The sequence below is a fragment of the Paenibacillus sp. FSL R7-0345 genome, assembly GCF_038595055.1.
In the GTDB taxonomy this organism is placed as follows: Bacteria; Bacillota; Bacilli; order Paenibacillales; family Paenibacillaceae; genus Paenibacillus_AQ.
Genome location: NZ_CP152002.1, coordinates 1,799,836 through 1,818,156 on the forward strand (window position 1 = coordinate 1,799,836; position 18,321 = coordinate 1,818,156).

15 protein-coding genes are annotated in these 18,321 nt (G+C 53.2%); 10 read left to right on the top strand and 5 right to left on the bottom strand.

The genetic code is table 11. The features are described from left to right. The first annotated feature begins 79 nt into the window (after positions 1–79). Both NST84_RS07550 and NST84_RS07555 read left to right on the top strand, forming a co-directional pair. A complete protein-coding gene (locus NST84_RS07550) occupies positions 80–1,912 on the top strand; it encodes a sensor histidine kinase (protein ID WP_342564992.1) in 1,833 nt (610 codons plus the stop codon). Then, positions 1,863–3,005 (top strand): response regulator, encoded by a 1,143-nt coding sequence (locus NST84_RS07555; RefSeq protein WP_342564993.1) that lies wholly within the window; start codon positions 1,863–1,865, stop codon positions 3,003–3,005. Before NST84_RS07550 ends, NST84_RS07555 begins: the two co-directional genes overlap by 50 nt. Here the strand turns inward: NST84_RS07555 and NST84_RS07560 are convergent. Continuing rightward, a complete protein-coding gene (locus tag NST84_RS07560) occupies positions 2,950–3,720 on the bottom strand; it encodes a hypothetical protein (protein WP_342564994.1) in 771 nt (256 codons plus the stop codon). The genes NST84_RS07555 and NST84_RS07560 overlap by 56 nt on opposite strands. 177 nt (positions 3,721–3,897) lie before the next feature. Between NST84_RS07560 and NST84_RS07565 the strand changes: the two genes are divergently transcribed. The 5 genes from NST84_RS07565 (at position 3,898) to NST84_RS07585 (ending at position 9,270) form a co-directional block, all read left to right on the top strand. Continuing rightward, positions 3,898–5,220: an extracellular solute-binding protein gene (locus NST84_RS07565; RefSeq protein ID WP_342564995.1), complete on the top strand. Its 1,323-nt coding sequence runs from the start codon at positions 3,898–3,900 to the stop codon at positions 5,218–5,220. Positions 5,221–5,301: 81 nt separating this feature from the next. Next, complete coding sequence (locus tag NST84_RS07570; protein ID WP_342564996.1) at positions 5,302–6,180, top strand: sugar ABC transporter permease; 879 nt, start codon at positions 5,302–5,304, stop codon at positions 6,178–6,180. A gap of 16 nt (positions 6,181–6,196) precedes the next feature. Beyond that, positions 6,197–7,045, top strand: a complete 849-nt coding sequence (locus tag NST84_RS07575; protein ID WP_342564997.1) for a carbohydrate ABC transporter permease — start codon at positions 6,197–6,199, stop codon at positions 7,043–7,045. 307 nt (positions 7,046–7,352) lie between these two features. Then, the gene (locus tag NST84_RS07580; protein WP_342564998.1) at positions 7,353–8,033 is read left to right on the top strand and encodes a hypothetical protein; all 681 of its coding nucleotides are present in this window, start codon (positions 7,353–7,355) and stop codon (positions 8,031–8,033) included. A 340-nt stretch (positions 8,034–8,373) separates the two neighbouring features. Continuing rightward, on the top strand, positions 8,374–9,270 hold the full coding sequence (locus NST84_RS07585) for a metallophosphoesterase (RefSeq protein ID WP_342564999.1): 897 nt from the start codon (positions 8,374–8,376) through the stop codon (positions 9,268–9,270). Between the two features lie 226 nt (positions 9,271–9,496). On the opposite strand, the gene NST84_RS07590 is transcribed toward NST84_RS07585, so the two are convergent. The 3 genes from NST84_RS07590 to NST84_RS07600 are packed head-to-tail and all read right to left on the bottom strand — an operon-like array spanning position 9,497 to position 12,524. After that, entirely contained in the window at positions 9,497–10,762 is a 1,266-nt protein-coding gene (locus NST84_RS07590) for an ABC transporter substrate-binding protein (RefSeq protein WP_342565000.1), read from the bottom strand. A gap of 41 nt (positions 10,763–10,803) precedes the next feature. After that, on the bottom strand, positions 10,804–11,643 hold the full coding sequence (locus NST84_RS07595) for a carbohydrate ABC transporter permease (RefSeq protein ID WP_342565001.1): 840 nt from the start codon (positions 11,641–11,643) through the stop codon (positions 10,804–10,806). Next, the gene (locus tag NST84_RS07600) at positions 11,643–12,524 is read right to left on the bottom strand and encodes a sugar ABC transporter permease (protein WP_342565002.1); all 882 of its coding nucleotides are present in this window, start codon (positions 12,522–12,524) and stop codon (positions 11,643–11,645) included. The genes NST84_RS07595 and NST84_RS07600 overlap by 1 nt, the downstream gene beginning before the upstream one ends. Positions 12,525–12,668: 144 nt before the next feature. Here NST84_RS07600 and NST84_RS07605 point away from each other — a divergent pair, with 144 nt between their 5' ends. After that, positions 12,669–13,121, top strand: coding sequence for a VOC family protein (locus NST84_RS07605; RefSeq protein ID WP_342565003.1), 453 nt, complete (start codon positions 12,669–12,671; stop codon positions 13,119–13,121). Between the two features lie 30 nt (positions 13,122–13,151). Continuing rightward, positions 13,152–13,853 (top strand): SDR family oxidoreductase, encoded by a 702-nt coding sequence (locus tag NST84_RS07610; protein WP_342565004.1) that lies wholly within the window; start codon positions 13,152–13,154, stop codon positions 13,851–13,853. Positions 13,854–14,015: 162 nt separating this feature from the next. On the opposite strand, the gene NST84_RS07615 is transcribed toward NST84_RS07610, so the two are convergent. After that, on the bottom strand, positions 14,016–15,239 hold the full coding sequence (locus NST84_RS07615; RefSeq protein ID WP_342565005.1) for a sugar efflux transporter: 1,224 nt from the start codon (positions 15,237–15,239) through the stop codon (positions 14,016–14,018). Positions 15,240–15,438: 199 nt separating this feature from the next. On the opposite strand from NST84_RS07615, the gene NST84_RS07620 reads away from it, so the two are divergent. Beyond that, a complete protein-coding gene (locus tag NST84_RS07620; protein WP_342565006.1) occupies positions 15,439–18,258 on the top strand; it encodes a glycoside hydrolase family 3 C-terminal domain-containing protein in 2,820 nt (939 codons plus the stop codon). The last annotated feature ends 63 nt before the right edge of the window (positions 18,259–18,321 follow it).

Genomic DNA, 18,321 nt, shown 5'->3' on the forward strand with positions numbered 1-18,321 from the left:
GCTGCAGCTGTTGTCTTCTAAAGCCGGGACGATTGTGTTACCATGTTGGATATTCATTGGAGGGCGGAGGAGAACGGGCTTGAATATTGCAGCATTTATCAGAAACTGGTTTGGACGGCTCCGCTTCAAAAGCAAGGTGATTGCGATTTTTCTTCCCTTGCTGATTTTGTCTCTGCTTATTTTGGGCGCATTGTCCAGTCATTTATTCAGCCGTTCGCTGATTGAGCGGACCACACGCAATGTCGCGGACGAATCACAGCTGATTCTCTCCCGCACGGATTATATTCTGCGCAGCGCAGAAACGGCAGCCAATATTATGGTTACGAACATCAACCGTCTATATGAATCTTATCCGGGGGGCCAGAGTGTTCCGCTGGAGGAGGTACGCTTTGCCAATCTGATGCAGAGCCGGCTGTCCACGGACCTGTCCATTTTCCGGGAGGTTGATGCGGCGGTCTTCGTCGGCAACGACGGCACAGTCTATTCATCCTACACTTCCGGCGGAGAGGAAGGAGGCATTGCCGCAAGCAGCATGCTGGAGGAAATGCAGACAGCCGACAGCTACGGTGTGTCCCACTGGTTCGGGATGGAGCAGCGGAGTTATCTGACTCCTGACCCGGCGGCACCTATACTGACTCTCGGCAAAATGGTCATTAACATCGACAGCGGCGAAACGCTGGGCACGCTTTTTCTGATGATCCGGGAGGAGCAGCTGTCAGCCTTTCTGCAGTCAAGTGATCCGGCTGCGCCAAAAGCGTATTATTTCATGGATGAGCGGGGGCGCATTGTAGCTGCAGCGGATAAAAGCAGCCTGCTCCAGCCGGTGGAGCAATCGGTAGCAGCTGAAATCGGGGCGGCCGGCGGCCTTGCCGGTGAAGCGAGCTTTTCCTATCTGGAGGGCGGTAATCTGGTTACCGTCAGCCGTTACGGCCGGATGGGCTGGGAGCTGATCAATGTGGTGTCTCTGAAGCTGCTGACGGCCGATGTACAGCAGAATGTGCGGCTGACGGCGCTGGTCGGCGCACTTTGTCTGATTTTTTCCCTGTTCGGGGCGAATTTGCTTTCCCGGATGGTGGCCAGTCCCCTGGAGCGGCTGACCCGGGCGATGCGGCAGGTGGTGAGCGGTGATCTGCGGCCGGTTGCAGCAGCAAGGACGGAGGATGAGATCGGGACGATTGCCGAGGCGTTTAATTTTATGGTCGGACGGGTCGGTGAGCTGCTGGGCAAGGTGACGGAGGAGCAAAAACGCAAGCGGGAATATGAGCTGGCGCTGATCAGCGCGCAGATTAAACCGCATTTTTTGTATAACACACTGGATACCATTTACGTGCTGAATGAGCTGGACCGCAATGAGGAGGCGCGGGATACGACGAAGGCTCTGGCGGATTTTTACCGGATGGTGCTCAATAAGGGCAGAGAGCTGATTATTCTGGAAAAAGAAGCGCAGATCACCGACGATTACCTGTCGATTATGCAGATCCGCTACCCCGACGTCTTCCGCTATGAGATCGACATTCCCCCAGAACTGTCAGGTACGCCGGTACCCAAGCTGTCGCTGCAGCCGCTGGTGGAGAATGCAATCTATCACGGGCTGAAAAAGAAAGGCAGCAAAGGCTTCATCCGGATTCAGGCAGCCGTTGCCGGAGGTAAAGTGGTTGTCCAGGTGACGGACAACGGGGTGGGCATGGATGCGGAGCGGATGGAAGCGATCATGTCCGGGCATTCGCCTGAGGAGGAGACGAGGTCGATCGGCACCTATAGTGTCCGGCAACGGCTCAGTCTATATTTTGGTGAGGAGTACGGACTGACGGTGCGGAGTGCTGCCGGAGAAGGAACAGTGGTGGAGCTGTCTTTGCCGCTGCTTGGAAACGAAAAGAGGGATGTGCACGATGTACAAGGTGATGATTGTTGATGACGAGCCGCTGTTCCGCGATTTTTTGCGGCTCAAAATGGACTGGCAGCGCCACGGCTACCAGGTATGCTGTGAAGCAAGAAACGGGCAGGAGGCACTGGTGGAGGCGGAGAAGCATCAGCCGCATCTGGCGCTGGTTGATATTAATATGCCGTTTATGGACGGCATTGAGCTGGCGGGCAAGCTGAAGGACCGCTTTGAGCGGATCGTGATTGTGTTCATTTCGGGACACAATGAGTTTGAGTATGTGCAGAAGGCGGTGCGCACCGGTGTGCAGGATTATCTGCTCAAGCCGTTTAACGAAGCGGAGATGACCGAGATGCTGGAGCGCATCCGGCCGAAGCTGCCGCGCCTGTCCGGCGGCCGCGGGGCTGACCCGCAGGTGGCGGAGGGCGGCGGGGCTCCGGCTGCCGTCCGTCCCGGACAGGAGACGCCCGAACCCGGTGCGGTACGCGACGCGATTGTGCTCGGCCTGCGCATGAAGGATGCCGACGTGCTGGACGAGGTACGCAAAGCAGTAAGCCAGCTGCGGGGGAGCCCCTGGGGAGACGAATATGCGGATGCGATGATGATGGGGCTGCTCTCGCTGGCGTTAACCTTTGCGGGGGAACGCGGCTTTGCCTACAGCCGGGTCTGGGACAGCGAAGAGGACAAAGCGCCGTATGAGCGGCTGAAGGCATGCGGGTCCTGGGATGCGGCCGAGGCGTGGCTGATCGCCCTGTACCGCAGGGTCATCCAGCTGACCGAGGATGTGAAGCCGACCAAGGCTTCCAGCCTATTCAGCGCAGCTATCCGCTATATTGAGCAGCATTATGCGGATGCCGAACTGTCAGCCGAGCAGGTGGCGGGCGGCGTCTATGTCGACTCCAGCTATCTGCGCCGCGTGTTCCGCAAGGAGTCCGGCCACTCCATTGTCGACCATATCACCCATATCCGCATGAAAAAAGCGCGGGCCCTGCTGCTGGAAGGCAACCGCAGACTGGCCGATATCTCCCAGAGCGTCGGTTACGCCGACCCCAACTATTTCAGCAAAAGCTTCAAAAAGCGCTTCGGCGTGTCGCCGACGGAATATGAGCAGCTGGTGCGGAAGTAGCCGCTTTTGTGCCGGGTGTTCTGGCTGCCTGTCTGGCTGGACAATAGGCAGGCAGTGGCAGGTGGGTTGTATAGCCGGACGGCAGGCAGGCGGCGACAGCGGCGGGTGCGTTGTCTGACCGGACGGCAGGCGGGCTGAGGAGCTTGCGGAAACGGAGATTGGGAGGGCAACGGGACCTCTGAATCCAGCCGGAGCTGTGGCAGGGACGAAGTGAGTGGAGCCTGGTGTCAGGGGCGAAATGAGAGGCACAAATGCCTTTGATTTGGCCGGAAGCGGCCCAGTTGGCGAAATGAGAGGCACAAATGCCCTTGATTTGGCCGAAAGCAGCCCAGTTGGCGAAATGAGAGGCACAAATGCCTTTGATTTGGCCGAAAGCGGCCCAGTTGGCGAAATGAGAGGCATAAATGCCTTTGATTTCGCCGGAAGCGGGCAAATGGGCGAAATGAGAGGCATAAATGCCCTTGATTTCGCCGGAAGCGGCCCAGTTGGCGAAATGAGAGGCACAAATGCCTTTGATTTGGCTGGAAGCGGCCCAGTTGGCGAAATGAGAGGCATAAATGCCTTTGATTTCGCCGGAAGCGGGCAAATGGGCGAAATGAGAGGCACAAATGCCTTTGATTTCGCCGGAAGCGGCCCAGTTGGCGAAATGAGAGGCATAAATGCCTTTGATTTGGCCGGAAGCGGGCAAATGGGTGAAATGAAAGACAGAAGTCAAACCATTACAAGTGTTGCACCCCGTCACCCTCCGCAGGGGTGACTTTCTTTTTGTCCCGTTTTTTACGGGTTAGGCCCGTTTAGTGCCTTAAGATTGGCTGCGGTCCAGAGCTATAATGTGAATGTGGCAAGGACAGGATAGCCTAAAGACATATACTCGCACGAGGGGGACTCAACAATGAACAATCAGCGCAAAGGCTTAAGTGCACTAATGATAACGCTTTCCATGACTCTGGTGCTTTCAGCCTGCGGAGGAGGCAACAATGCAGCTTCTGACAACAATACGGCTGCAAATACGCCGGCAGAGGGTAGCGCAGTAAAACTGAAGGTATACGCCCAGCATTTTGACGACGATACAAAGGGGCCGTTTGACTACGCAGTAGCTGAGCTGAAAAAAGAAATGCCGGAGGTAGAGATCGAGCTTGACCCGGCGGTGCAGGACGGCAACCAGAAGCTGAAGACTTATGCCGCTACCGGCAACATGCCTGATATTTACTTTACAGACTGGGCGACACTGCAGACTTTTGCCAAGTCCAAGAATGTAGAAGTACTTGATGATTACGAAGCTACCACCGAATACAAAAACAGCCTGAACCCGGGCGTAGAATCGCGCCTGATTGCGCCGGACGGACATGTGTACGCATATCCAGACACCGGCATCGAGTTCCAGGTAATCTATTACAACAAGACTATTTTTAATGAATTAGGCATTGCCACTCCAATCAAGACCTACGATGAGCTGGCTGCAGCAGCCGGTAAATTGAAGGAAGCGGGCTACGTGCCGATGTCGATTTTTGCAAAAGAAAAATGGATTACCTCCGCGTTCTACAACGGTCTCGTAACCCGTGAAGAAGCTGCCGGCTTTGGCGCATTGGATCAGCAGGGGCTGACCGAGCTGCCGCAGGCATTCGTAAGCGCAGCAGAGGAAATGGAGAAGCTGCAGCAGGCCGGATTGTTTGACGCCAACGCAACAAATACCAACTATGACCAGGCGTCCTCCCAGTTCTACCAGGGGCGTGCCGGAATGTTCGTCAATGGCCAATGGGAAATCTACAGCTCGGCTGAGAAGCTCGGTGACCAGGTAGACTGGATGTACTGGCCGGCCAAGGACGAGGCAACCTACGAGGCGTCCAAATATAACATCGCCGGAGCGGGATCCCCGCAGGGCTATGCGGTATCTCCGGCCAGCGAGAACAAGGATACTGCAGTAAAAGTAGCCGCCTTCCTGGCAGCCAAATCAGCCGAGTACAAATATACCCAGCTGGGCAGCCCGATCGTTTCGCCTAAAACCGATAAGCCCATCGCATCCGATGTACCGGTTATGATGCAGCGGATTGCTGATGAGCTGCTGCCAAATGCCAAAGAATACGCGAAGCTACTTAGCAATACCCAGATTCAGAATGCCATCAATGACAACACCCAGAATATGCTGGTAGACGGATTCACTGCAGAGGATTTTGTCATCAACCTGAACCGCACGCTCGGCAAAGAAAACCAGTAGTTCAATCATTTTGATGCAGTCCCGACCCTGTGGCCCATGCCACGGGGTCAGGCTGTAACGGAACAAGGAGGAATGAACCGCATGAATAAATACTTGGGAAATAAACCGGCACTGGCGCTGTTTCTGCTCCCCGCCCTGTTATTATACAGTGTTATTCTGATTTATCCGGTCCTGCAGACTGTATTCCGCAGCTTTTATGACTGGGATGGTCTGAGTACCGCCAGTTTTGCAGGTTTGACGAATTACCGCGAGCTGTTCAGCGATCCGCTGCTGGGAACTTCGCTTAAGAACGGGGCTCTGTTTGCCCTGGTACTGGCTGTGTTTCAAATCGGACTCGGCACTATTCTGGCACTTGTGTGCGCGAATCCGCGGGTTCGCGGACGCAAGCTGCTCAAAACGGCGTATTTTATCCCCGTGGTCCTGTCAGTTACCGTTGTCTGCCAGCTGTGGATTGCCATGTATGACCCGACGAACGGACTTGTAAACAAGCTGTTTGATGTGCTGGGCATCCCTTATCAGCAGAACTGGCTGGTTTCGCCGACACAGTCGATTATTGCGATCGCTTTTGTCAACGCCTGGCAGTTCATGGGCTATCAGTTCTCGCTGCTGTACGCCGGTGTAAAAGCTGTTCCTGAGGATTATTTCGAGGCTGCGACAATCGACGGCTGCGGCAAATGGCGGGCACACTGGCATGTTACCCTGCCGCTGATGCGCGAGACATTCAAATTTTGCTTCACGATCGCGATTACTTCCGGTATTGGAGCCTTTGTACAGATGCTGATCATGACCAACGGCGGACCGGGCACGACCAACTATACGTTGACCTTTATGATTTACCGGTATGCTTTTATGGAGAGTAACTACGGGTATGCCTGCGCAGTATCGGTTCTGCTCGTGATGATCTCGCTTGTAGCGACCGTTGTTATCAACAAGGTATTCGACCGCGGACAGCATGCCTAATGGAAAGGAGCACAACATGAACTCAAAAACAACATCATTCCGGTCCATCGGCAGTTTCCTGCTGCAAATTCCGCTGTGGCTGTATTTTATCGTATCCGTTTATCCGCTGTTTTGGATGATTTCCTATTCCCTGAAAAATAATGACGAGATCTTCGTCACTAACCCATTCGGGTTCCCGGCCCATTTCCGGTTTGAGAACTACGTTAACGCCTGGACACAGTTTAATATTCCGCGTTATTTTATGAACAGCTTCATCGTTTCTATTATTTCTACATTGTGCATTCTGCTGCTGGCGCTGATGTTTGCCTTTGCCGTAGCCCGGATGCAGTGGAAGTTCCGCACGGCGGTCAGAACGTATATGATTGTCGGAATGTTCATGCCGCTGCAGGTCATTATGATTCCTTTGGCCATTCTGGTTCGTGATTTTCACCTTACTAATACCTATGGGGCGCTTATCATTCCCTACATAGCTATCGGTCTTCCGTTCTCAACAATGGTGTTCTACGGGTTCCTCGTGAGCATTCCCCGGGAAATAGAGGAGGCGGCCTGTATCGACGGAGCGAGTATTTACCGGCTGTTCGCACAGGTCATCCTGCCGCTGGCGCTGCCGGCGATTGCGACCATTGCGATTTTCCAATTCCTGAACAACTGGAATGAGTTCACTCTGGCCTATATTCTTATTTCAGACGAAAATATGAAAACACTGCCGCTAGGGCTGCTTTTTTTCCAGGGCTCTTACAGTACGGACTGGGGAGCTATGGGGGCAGTTATGACGATTGCTTCGGTTCCAATGGTGCTTGTTTATCTGCTGCTGAGTGAGCAGGTGGAGCGTGCGATGACGGTGGGTTCGGCGGTAAAAGGCTGATTGCTCCGGCAGAGTAAAGTTTGCATGACTTTTTAAGGAGAGTTTAGATGACAACCGGATTTTAAGATTGGAAAATCTTAAGGTCCGGTTTTTTTGCTGAAGCCCCGCCGCCAACCCTGGACCACAAGCCACCAACCCCAACCCCAACCCGTAGCCGGCCATTAAGGATAGTGTCTTTACTCTGAATAATCACTCTTGACGCCTGGAAGCGCCAAATCTATAATCTAACCAAACGGACGAAGAACGTCCCGTACTTCAAGCTTATTGGAGTGCGGGACTTTTTTGTATTGGAGAGGAGAATTGGGTAATGGGATTTCCTGAGGAGCATTCGAAATGGGTTGATTTTCATAAGAAACGGAGGAGCGGTGAACGGCTGGACCGCCTTGAACGTGGACACGGACATGGAGAAAAGTTGTTTGTCGAGCGGGTATGGTGGCCGATTTTTGGTCATATGGATGACTTGCATCCTGAGTATGAGGTTTCGGACTGGCGGGGAAGGCCGTATTTTGTTGATTTTGTGTGGAATCGGGGTCAGATTAAGGTAGCTATAGAGGTAAAAGGCTATGGCCCGCATGTGCAGCAAATGGACCGGACAAGGTACAGGCAGGAGCTTAACCGGGAAACTTATCTGCAGATAGCGGGCTATCAGGTAGTCGCGGTTCCTTACGATGATTTGGAATCAGCACCAGATCTGACAATCTCATTGTTCAAGTCCTTATTGGCTCCAAGTCTGCTGATAAATACTGATGAGTTAGAGCATCACTACACCAGACTGGAAAAAGAGATTATGCGCATAGCGGTACGTTGGAACGGGCTGATCCGACCTGTAGATCTGGCAAACGGGTTGGGAGTTGACTCGCGTACAATCCGTAAATCATTAACCCGGCTATGTGAAAAAGGAAAGCTAAGACCCGTCCCGGCGAAAGGAAGCAGTAGGGTCTGCCGCTATGAATGTGTTCCTTCCATGATGAGTAACGGAATATGGTAGAGTAAGGCCGCACGCTGAAAGGAAGGACAAAAATGCCCTTGATTCCGGCGAAAGTCGGCCGCACGGCGAAAGGAAGGACAAAAATGCCCTTGATTCCGGCGAAAGTCGGCCGCACGGCGAAAGGAAGGACAAAAATGTCCTTGATTCCAGCGAAAGTCGGCCGCACGCCGAAAGGAAGGACAAAAATGTCCTTGATTTGGCCTAGGTCAGCCGAAAACCGGCCGCACCAGGCCAGATCGCAATCTTTTCCTTCTATATAATACAGTCTAGTCCAAGAGCTTCGCCGCTGAGCCGAATACTATGCTACTATATTCAATCTACAATTGAAGAGGTGGTATAAATGAAGCGGAAGTCAGCAGCGGGGAAGCGGCGTACCCGGCAGCCGGGGACACGGTTAATTTCCAGGTTAAACGCCGGCTTAAAAAAGAAACGGAGCAGCTCTCCTCCACGGCCCGGACAACCCAAGCCAAATCTGAAGCGCAAAGCAAAGGCCTACACCGTAGATTTTGCGGTAATCGGAGACAGTCATGTGGGCTATGGTAACAGCTTGGCCATCTTCAAAAATTTGTTGCCGAAGGCGGCAGGCAGCGGAAATAAACGGTTTTTCATTTTTGGCGGGGATAATACCCAGGCCGGGGCGAATCACGGGAATAATGCGGACGCATATTACAAGGATTTTAAAGACACTGTTACCAGTACACTCGGCAGCACTCCCTACAAAGCATCTATCGGAAACTGGGAGGCCAGTACCCGGGCGCTGTTCACCAAGTATTTGGGAGCGGTAACAGGGAGAATCAATTTTCCGGGGACACAGGGGCTGGTCCGGTATGTGTGGCTGGACTGTGCACTGGGGAGCTTTTCGGCAGACAGCATCAGCCTGCTCAAAAATCTGGACGACCGCTACTATTATATTATCGACTTTCACTGGCCGCTCCAGATCAGCGGAATTACAGTGGAGTCCAGTCATGTGCTCAGCGCCGCGGAGACGGCTAAATTTTTTGCGGCGATTCCGGATAAGGCGAGAGATAGGGTGCTGGCTATTTTCACTCATCACGGCCACAAATTTTTCCGCAAGCTGACCAATATTTATCCGGGTTTCACCAAGACCAAATTTTTCGTAACCGGCTGCTCCGGCGATTATAAATGTAAGCCGAGCGGCGACCGGGGGTACTATAATGGGGTGCTGACGATTAACGGATCTGATGTTACGGTTGATGCGTTTAAAGTAACTGTATAATGTGAACCGGCTGTATGTGCCGAACCCAAGCTCCGCGTTGCGGGGCTTTTTTTGTAGGAAAGGTTTTTGGGGGCTATTCCCTGTGGAGGGATTTTAGCTTTTCCAGGAGCGTATCCGGTGAAGCTTACAAATAAACAGGAACGGAATTAAACACAAAGCCGCGCATCTCTGCGCGGCTTTGTGCCGTATCCCATATTGTCGGCCTGCCTGCCGAGAAGCTTCAGGGTCACTGCACGCTGAGATTGTCCCAATTCACCTGGAATTCCTCCAGCATGCCTTCCTTGGTCAGCTTGCCGCCCAGATAACCCTGTATGCTGCTGGACAGCTCCTGCGGCATGCCGTTCGGCAGGCGCGACCAGTTCCAGGTCAGGGCCTGATCCTTATCCGTATATTCCAGCACCTCTGCGCCCAGTGAGCCGAGATCCTCTACGGTCCCTTCAATGCTGTCGAGCGCAGGGATGAACTGGAACTCCTTGGTGATGTAGGTTTTGCCGGTTTCGGAGGTGACGAGCCAATCCAGAAATACCTTGGCCTCTTCTTTGACAGGGGAGTACTTGTTGACAACCCAGTTGCTGGGTACGCCTACATACAGCTTGTCGTTGTCTTCGGCCGTATCGTCGATAGGCATCGGCAGGATGCCGAGATTCAGCTCCGGATCAATGCCGTCGATCTGGCCCTGGGTCCAGTTTCCCTGCTGCATCATCGCTGCTTCTCCGCTGGCGACCATGGTAACCTGCGTATTGTAGTCAGTCGAGAGCGGATTCCGGTTGCCGTACTCCACCGTCAGATCCAGCAGGTCGATCCACCGGGAGAACACCGGGTCCCCGGCAAAGGTCTTGGAGCCGTCGGTCAGCCCGGCGATAAAAGCCTCAGGATCGGGCTGCTGGGCAAAAGCCACGTTCACATTGTGGTTGCCGAGGACGAACCACTCCTGATACCCGTTGGCAAACGGCGTAATGCCCGCCGCCTTCAGCTTCTCGGCCGCTTCTCTCAGAGCGGTGAGCGTCAGTGGCTTCTCGGTGATTCCGGCCTGCTGGAACAGGTCCTTATTATAGATAAAGCCATAGCCTTCCAGATTCATCGGCATGCCGTACAGCTTGCCGTCAACGGTCATCTGTTCCGCGGCGAGCGGCTTTACATCCTTGGCCCAGGCTTCGCCGCTGAGGTCCTCCAGATACTCCAGCCACATGTCGCGCTCATTATTGCCGCCGATGGTGAAAATGTCCGGCTCATCCCCGGACGAGAACTTGGCGCGCAGGGAGGCACCGTAGTCGCTGCCGCCACCGACACTCTGGATTTCAAGACGGATATCCGGGTGTTCCTTTTCAAATTCCGTTTTCAGTGAAGCCAGCGCCTCGGAGATTTCAACCTTGAACTGGTAGATATGCACCGTTTTTATTCCATCCGCATTGCCGCTGCCGCGTCCGCAGCCGGAGATGAGTCCAGCCAGCAGCAGAGAGCAAGCGAGGAGCATTCCGCGTTTTTTGTTCATATCGATTCATCCTCTCAGCCTGAAAAATACATTACCATGTGTCAGCCCTTCACAGAGCCCTGGGCAATGCCTTCAATAATATACTTCTGCATCAGCAGGAAAAAGATAACCACCGGCGTAATGCCGAGCACGAGGCCCGGGAGCGCCAGATCCCACTGCTTGGTGTATTGTCCGAAGAAGCTGTAGGTGGCAATCGGAATCGTCCGCAGCTCCGGGCTCTGCAGAATCAGTGAAGGCATGAGGTAATCATTCCAGATCCACAGCGTGTTCAGAATGATGACCGTTACAATAATCGGCTGCATAAGCGGCAGGACTATCCGGAAAAACGTACCATAAGGGCTGCTCCCGTCCACCCGCGAGGCTTCTTCAATGTCAATCGGGACCGACTTTACAAAGCCGTGAAACAGAAATACAGTCATCGGGGCACCGAATCCCAGATAAGCGAGGATCAGCCCGGCAGTTGTGTCCATCACACCAAGGCCGCTGATAATTTGTACCAGCGGAATCATGATAGCCTGAAAAGGAATGACCATAGCCGCCACGAGCGCGATATAGAGAATACGGTTGTACAGGCTGTTATTCCGGACCATTTTATAGGCAGACATGGAGCACAGGAAGGCCAGCAGAATATTACTGGCTACCGTGACGATCAGCGAGTTCAGAAAAGCATGCGGGAAAGCAGTCGCTTTCCACGCCTCGGCGTAATTGCTCCACTGGAATGCTGCAGGCAGTGCAGCGGAATCCGACAGAATCGCACTGTAGCTTTTGACCGAGTTGGCCAGCAGAAAATAGAAAGGAACAAGAAATACCAAAGCCAGCAGAATGAGCAGCAGCTCGGCCACCAGCAGGGGGATTCTGTACTTTTTGACGGTAGTCTCCATCACAGCTCCACCTCTCTTTTCTTGGTTGCCCTAACCTGCAGCAGGGAGATAACGGCCACAATGACGAAGAAAACCATCGCTTTCGCCGAGCCCATCCCGAACCGGCTGATCGTGTAGGCTTCATTGTAAATATTGAGCGCTACCGATTCGGTAGCCTTGAATGGACCGCCCTTGGTCAGCGACAGGTTCAGATCGAACAGCTTGAAGGACCAGGAGATCGACAGGAACAGGCAGACTGTTACCGCCGGCATGACCAGCGGAATGGTTACATGGCGCAGCGTTTGCATCAGCCCGGCACCGTCCACCCGGGAAGCTTCAATCAGGCTCTGCGGGACGTTGTTGATCGCAGAAATGTAGATGACCATCAGATAGCCCGCATTTTGCCAGACAAACACAAGGACGATGGCCCAGAACGCCGTCCCTTCCGTACCGAGCCAGGGCAGATTAAAGAACGGCCAGCCGGTGGCTGCGCCGATTGAAGTAAACCCTCTGACGAAAATAAACTGCCAGATGAACCCGAGCAGCAGGCCGCCAATGACATGGGGCACAAAAAAGACCGTCCGCAGCAGGTTGCGGGTGAACAGCTTCCGGGTCAGTACGTAAGCGAGCGCGAAGCCGAGCAGATTGGTCAGCACAAGACCGAATAAAGTGAATTTGGCGGTAAACCAGAACGAATTCAGAAAGGAAGGGTCCTTGGTGAAAATATGTAAATAGTTCCTCAGCCCGGTCCACTCGACATGACGCGAGATCCCGTTCCAGCTGGTAAACGAATAATACAGCCCCAGGAAGAACGGAATCAGAACAATAACAAAGAAAAACAATGACGTCGGCCCGACAAAAATAAACTGCTGCATCAGGCGTGATCGCTTACTACGGTCCATCATTCCTCACTCCTTTGTGTAAAGTTAAGCATTTGATTAAATAACCGGAAGGGGGATTAACCGAATCATTTTTGCTTAATATTGACAGCCCTTTCATAGTGACGTTATGGTAGACGGGTCAGATGAAAAGGGAGGCTGAGGGAGTTGGCAGGACTATTAGGCAATCATTTTGTTACGCAGATAGGCATTCTGGTGAATGATGTGGAGAAGGTAAGCGCAGCGTACGCGGAGTTCTTTGGGCTGGAGCAGCCGGAGATTATAGTGACGGATACAGCTGAACTTGCACAGACCCGGTATAACGGGGAAAAGACGGAGGCGCGGGCCAAGCTGGCCTTTTTCGACATGGGGTCTGTACAGCTGGAGCTGATTGAGCCGGACCACCAGCCGAGCACCTGGCGCGATTATTTGAATGAGCACGGTGAGGGTCCGCATCATATTGCGTTTGTGATTGAAGGGATGCAGGACAAGATCATGTTACTTGAAGGCAAAGGGTTTGCGCTCCAGCAGAAGGGTGAGTACACGGGCGGGCGTTATGCGTATATGGATACCTTTAAGGAATTGAAAGTGCTCGTAGAGCTGCTGGAGAACGATAATTAATAATGGATGACCGATAGAGGAGGACTACGGATGGAAAATATTCTTATAACCGGTGCCGGACGCGGACTGGGTCTGGACCTGACCGCTGAGGCGCTGGAGCGCGGATATTCAGTGATTGCGGGAGTACGCAACCCGGACGGGCAGGCGGAGGGATTGTCTAAGCTTGCCGCTGATTACGGGGATAAGCTGACCATAGCCAAGCTGGATGTGACGGATGAAACAGGAATCGCTGCGCTGGCTGCTGAGCTTAAAGAGCAGGGGCGCACGCTTGGTGCCATCATCAACAACGCAGCTGTGCTGACTGCACGCAATACACCGGTTGAAGCGCTGGACCTGGAGGACATGCTGACCACTATGGACATCAACCTGTACGGTCCGATCCGTGTGGTCAAACACTTCCTGCCGCTGCTGACCGAAGCAGAGCCTTCGATCATTAATATCTCGTCGGAAGCAGGCAGCATCACCAATGCATACCCCGGAGATTATCCGTACAGCATTTCCAAAACAGCGCTAAACATGTTCTCCCAGCAGCTGCACGTGTATCTGCAGGAACGCGGAGTGCATGTGCTCAGCGTCCACCCGGGCTGGATGCATACGGATATGGGCGGAGAGCAGGCGCCGACAGACCCGCGCCACAGTGCCGGGGGCGTGCTTGATCTGATTGAACAGCGGACAGCACCGGAAGGGCAGTTCAGGTTTGTGGATTATACGGGTAAGGATATGAAGATTTAAACCTTCAATAACGGGATACTTCCCGAAAAGATAGGGATAGGCACCGTCCAGTCGGAGCCTATCCCTTTTTATTAGCTACAGCAGTCCTCGGGAATATTTTCGTTTCGGCTCATTAACTTTTTTTTCAGCGCGTAAGCCTAGCCTTGCCCGCAAGTCTCTTCATCACAGCGATCCCCCTGTTTGAACCGGGCGTTTATCATTAATTCCCGCTCCGGATCTAGGAACCACCATCAGCACAAAAGAAACAACGAGCAGCAGCAGACACCCCCAATAGGCATGACGGTAACCGAGCCATTGGGCGGCTGCACCGCCTGCCAGACTGCCGAACAGCCTGCCCAGTGTAGAAGCATTAGTATAAAGAGTAGAGGCATAGCCGGGCAGTTCCGGCAGCAGATCCTGGATGTAGCTGATGCCGATTGCCGAGATTACCGCCACAAAAAAGGCCAGCAGCACCTGGCCGGCAATAATCTGCCACAGCTCACCGGAGAACAGAACCAGCCCGTAATAGGCTCCGCCCAGCACAATTCCCCACAATAGCAGCAGGCGGTTGGAATATTTGGCCGACAGAATACCGAGCAGCAGCATAAAAGGGATTTCGAGCAGCGCACATACACTGGATACGGAAGCCACATTCTGTGTGCTGCCGCCCAGCGTATTAATAATGAACAGCGAGATATTCAGATTGTTCATCCAGTGCCCGGAATAGAGAAGCGTCATGACGAGAAAAGGAATAAGCACCTGGGCATCCTGATGCAGCTTCAGCGGTTTTTGAGGTAATGCCATAGCCGGTTTTGCTGCCGCCGGACGTTTTGCAGTGCAAAGCATCAGCACGGCATTTAACACAAAGATCAGCGAGGTGCCGGTAAAAATACCCTGAAATCCGGTATGCTTCAGCAGGACCGCACCAATCAGCGGGCCGGTAATGAAGCCCAGGGAGAACATCGAGCGGAGCGTGGAATTGGCAAAAGCATGATCGGTGCTGCTGCTGGCATTCACAGCCTCGCGTGCGCTGGCGAACAGCTGCGGCATGGCCGGTGCGCCGATCGCGGTAAATACCGTCATATAGGCCAGCAGCAGATAGAACTCATGGATGAATAAATATCCCGAGAAAGCGATGGCATTGAAAAACATGGCCGTAACCATAAGGGTTTTGCGGTTCATTCCATTATCGGAACGTTTGGCAATCAGCGTGCTGAGCCAGACGCCGCTTATCAGCGTGACAGCAGTGAAGATGCCGAAGACACCTGCCGATACGCCTATCTCCGAAGTGAAATAAACAGCCAGAAACGGGGAGCTGATGGAAATACCCATTCCCTGCAGTATCATACAGATCATAAACGGGGTGTAGCCTGGAATGCTGAAAAGCTGGCGGATACGGATTGACATAGGGATGAAGGTCTCCTTTTGCGTTCATTGCAGTATTCGTTTTGATTTGTATTTATTATATTGAGTTTTTTATACAGAAAGAAATGTCTAATTTTACACTGATTTTTCCGTCAATTGTGCTGGTATTTCTGAAAGCGTTTATCTTTTATGATTAGATAGGATGTAACCGTTATCATATAGACCGAAGGAGTGACTGTGGATGGAAACCGCGAATTATCCTTTTCAGCAGACTGGACTGCCGCTTAATGAACGTGTGCAGGATCTGCTGTCCAGATTGACTTTGGATGAAAAAGTAAGCTTGATGCCGCAATATCAGGCGGAGATTGAGCGTTTGGGCGTAGGCGCCTATAAGCATGGTACGGAAGGAGCGCACGGCATATCCTGGCTGGGCAAAGCCACCTCTTTTCCGCAGCCGTCCGGGCTGGCCTGTACATGGAATCCTGAGCTGATGAAACAAATAGGCTCGGCGATTGGTGATGAAGCGAGAGCTTTTTACAAAAAAAATCCGGAAATCAACGGCTTGACCCTCTGGGCGCCGACAGTTGATATGGAGCGCGATCCGCGCTGGGGACGTACAGAGGAAGCTTACGGGGAAGATCCGGAATTAACCGGGCAGCTAAGCACTGCGCTTGTCAAGGGAATTCAGGGCGATCATCCGGTATATTTGAAAGCGGTAGCAACGCTGAAGCATTTTCTCGGCAACAACAATGAAATTAACCGCGGGGTCGATTCATCCAGCATTGATCCGCGCAACCTGCGTGAATATTATCTGGAAGCGTTCAAGCCGGCATTCAAGGAAGGCGGCGCACAGTCGATGATGACTGCCTACAATTCGCTTAATGGTGTGCCGGTTATTTTACACCCTGCGGTGATGGATGTAGTTAAGGGTGAATGGGAGATGGACGGGTTTATTGTAAGCGATGCCGGGGATCTGTTCGGTATTGTTAAGGATCACAAGTATTATGAATCCTTTGCCCGGTCCATGGCAGAATCCATTAAAAACGGGATCGACAGCGTGACTGAAGAGACGGCGGAAACGATCAAGGTCATTCATGAAGCACTGGCTGAAGGGCTGCTATCCGAAGAGGATCTGGACCGTGCGCTGTTCAACACCTTCCGTGTCCGCTTCCGGCTTGGTGAATTTGATCCTGAGGAAGGAAATCCGTACGCAGCGATCGATGATTCGGTGATTCTCAGCAAGGAGCACAGTGAGCTGTCACTGGAGGCGGCCAAGCAGTCGATTGTACTGCTCAAAAACGAAAATGCCGCACTCCCGCTGAACCCGCAGGACCTTTCTAAAGTAGCTGTAATCGGACCGCTGGCGGACGAAGCCTTCAGAGACTGGTATTCCGGTACATTAGCCTATGGCGTTACTCCTTTGCAGGGGGTGATCAAAAAGCTGGCCGGCAAGCAGGTCACCTTTGAAAGCGGGGATGACCGGATTGTTCTGACGTCGGCTGACAGCGGACAGGCTGTGGGAATGACCGGCGAAGACGGCAGACTGGCTGTGCTGCATGATGTTCCGGAGCGCGGGGAATTGTTCCGCCATACCGCCTGGGGCTGGACCGCCAATACGCTTGCGGCAACAAGCCGCGGCCAGTATGTCACGCTGAATGATTCAGGAACTTTGACGGCTTCCGCTGATGAAATTTACGGCTGGTACGTGAAGGAATCGCTGAACCTTGTGCCGGGTGAAGACGGTACCGTGAGCCTGCGCACCTGGAACGACAAGCCGATTGCAGTTTCTGCAGACGGTACGCTCCGTTCCGCAGAAGAGGATACAGAGGCAGAAGCGCATAATTTCCGCAAAAATATCGTTGTTAACGGCGTAGACGCTGCAGTTGCAGCAGCGAAGGCTGCCGAGGTAGCCGTTGTGTTCGTCGGTAACCATCCGCTGCTGAACGGCAAGGAAGAGATCGACAGACCGGATATCGTGCTGCCTGCAGAGCAGGAGAATCTGGTAAAAGCGGTCTACGCCGCCAATCCGAACACCGTTGTAGTCATCGTCGGCAGCTATCCGATTTCATCGACCTGGATCGATGAGCATATTCCAGCCGTGCTGTACACTTCACACAGCGGACAAGAGCTTGGCAATGCAGTGGCAGAGGTATTGTTCGGCGGCTACAGTCCGTCCGGCAAGCTGAATATGACCTGGTTCCGTTCGGTGGACCAGCTTCCTCCGTTGATGGACTACGATATTATTAAGGGCAAGAGAACCTATATGTACTTTGACGGTGAGCCGCTGTACCCGTTCGGCCATGGCCTGAGCTATACGCAGGTAGCCTACAAGCAGCTGGTGCTTGAGAGTGATGAGCTGCAGCAGGACGAAACAATCAGCCTGAGTGTCGATCTGGAAAACACCGGTGCAGCTGGGGGCGATGAAGTTGTCCAGCTGTATGTGCAAGCTTTGTCTACCCGGATCAAACGTCCGCTTAAGCAGCTGAAAGGGTTTGATAAAATCAGTCTGGCGGCTGGAGAGGCGAAGACGGTTACGTTTACCCTGCCAGTGTCTGAGCTGGCGTTCTGGGATGTAAGCCGTGAGCAGTATTGCGTTGAGGACGGGGAGTATAACATTCTTGTCGGACGTTCCTCCGGTGACATCCAGCTGTCTGCGAAGATCAGAGTGCACGGCGATACTGTGCCGGCCCGTAATCTGTATCTCCCGGTAAAAGCCGAGAATTATGACGATTACGAAGCCGTTTATCTGGATGAGTGCAAGGCAGGCGGGGCATCGGTACATCCGCTGCAGGACGGCGCCTGGATCAGCTTCCATAATGTTCAGATTACCAAAGGAGCTGCGGCGGTTGAAGCACTGGTCTCGTCAACCAGCGGCGGCAGCATTGAGGTAAGAACCGGAGGTCCCGCTGGCAAGCTGGCGGCAACGCTGCAGATTCCGGCAGGCGCACAGCAGGAATGGCACAGTCTGACGGCCGATGCCGGTGTAGATGCCGGAACAGCCGATGTGTTCCTTGTCTTCACAGGTGATGTGCTGCTGAGCCGCTTCAAATTTATCCATTAGAATCGTTGGTAAAAGTAAACCCGGCAGGCTGCGGAATCACGCAGTCTGCCGGGTTATTTGTGC

Excerpts from the sequence above, each read along its gene's own strand:
- NST84_RS07610 (WP_342565004.1), top strand. The coding sequence starts at position 13,152 with ATGGAAAATATTCTTATAACCGGTGCCGGACGCGGACTGGGTCTGGAC.
- NST84_RS07595 (WP_342565001.1), bottom strand. The coding sequence starts at position 11,643 with ATGGAGACTACCGTCAAAAAGTACAGAATCCCCCTGCTGGTGGCCGAG.
- NST84_RS07565 (WP_342564995.1), top strand. The coding sequence starts at position 3,898 with ATGAACAATCAGCGCAAAGGCTTAAGTGCACTAATGATAACGCTTTCC.
- NST84_RS07600 (WP_342565002.1), bottom strand. The coding sequence starts at position 12,524 with ATGGACCGTAGTAAGCGATCACGCCTGATGCAGCAGTTTATTTTTGTC.
- NST84_RS07590 (WP_342565000.1), bottom strand. The coding sequence starts at position 10,762 with ATGAACAAAAAACGCGGAATGCTCCTCGCTTGCTCTCTGCTGCTGGCT.
- NST84_RS07580 (WP_342564998.1), top strand. The coding sequence starts at position 7,353 with ATGGGATTTCCTGAGGAGCATTCGAAATGGGTTGATTTTCATAAGAAA.
- NST84_RS07615 (WP_342565005.1), bottom strand. The coding sequence starts at position 15,239 with ATGTCAATCCGTATCCGCCAGCTTTTCAGCATTCCAGGCTACACCCCG.
- NST84_RS07620 (WP_342565006.1), top strand. The coding sequence starts at position 15,439 with ATGGAAACCGCGAATTATCCTTTTCAGCAGACTGGACTGCCGCTTAAT.
- NST84_RS07585 (WP_342564999.1), top strand. The coding sequence starts at position 8,374 with ATGAAGCGGAAGTCAGCAGCGGGGAAGCGGCGTACCCGGCAGCCGGGG.
- NST84_RS07575 (WP_342564997.1), top strand. The coding sequence starts at position 6,197 with ATGAACTCAAAAACAACATCATTCCGGTCCATCGGCAGTTTCCTGCTG.
- NST84_RS07570 (WP_342564996.1), top strand. The coding sequence starts at position 5,302 with ATGAATAAATACTTGGGAAATAAACCGGCACTGGCGCTGTTTCTGCTC.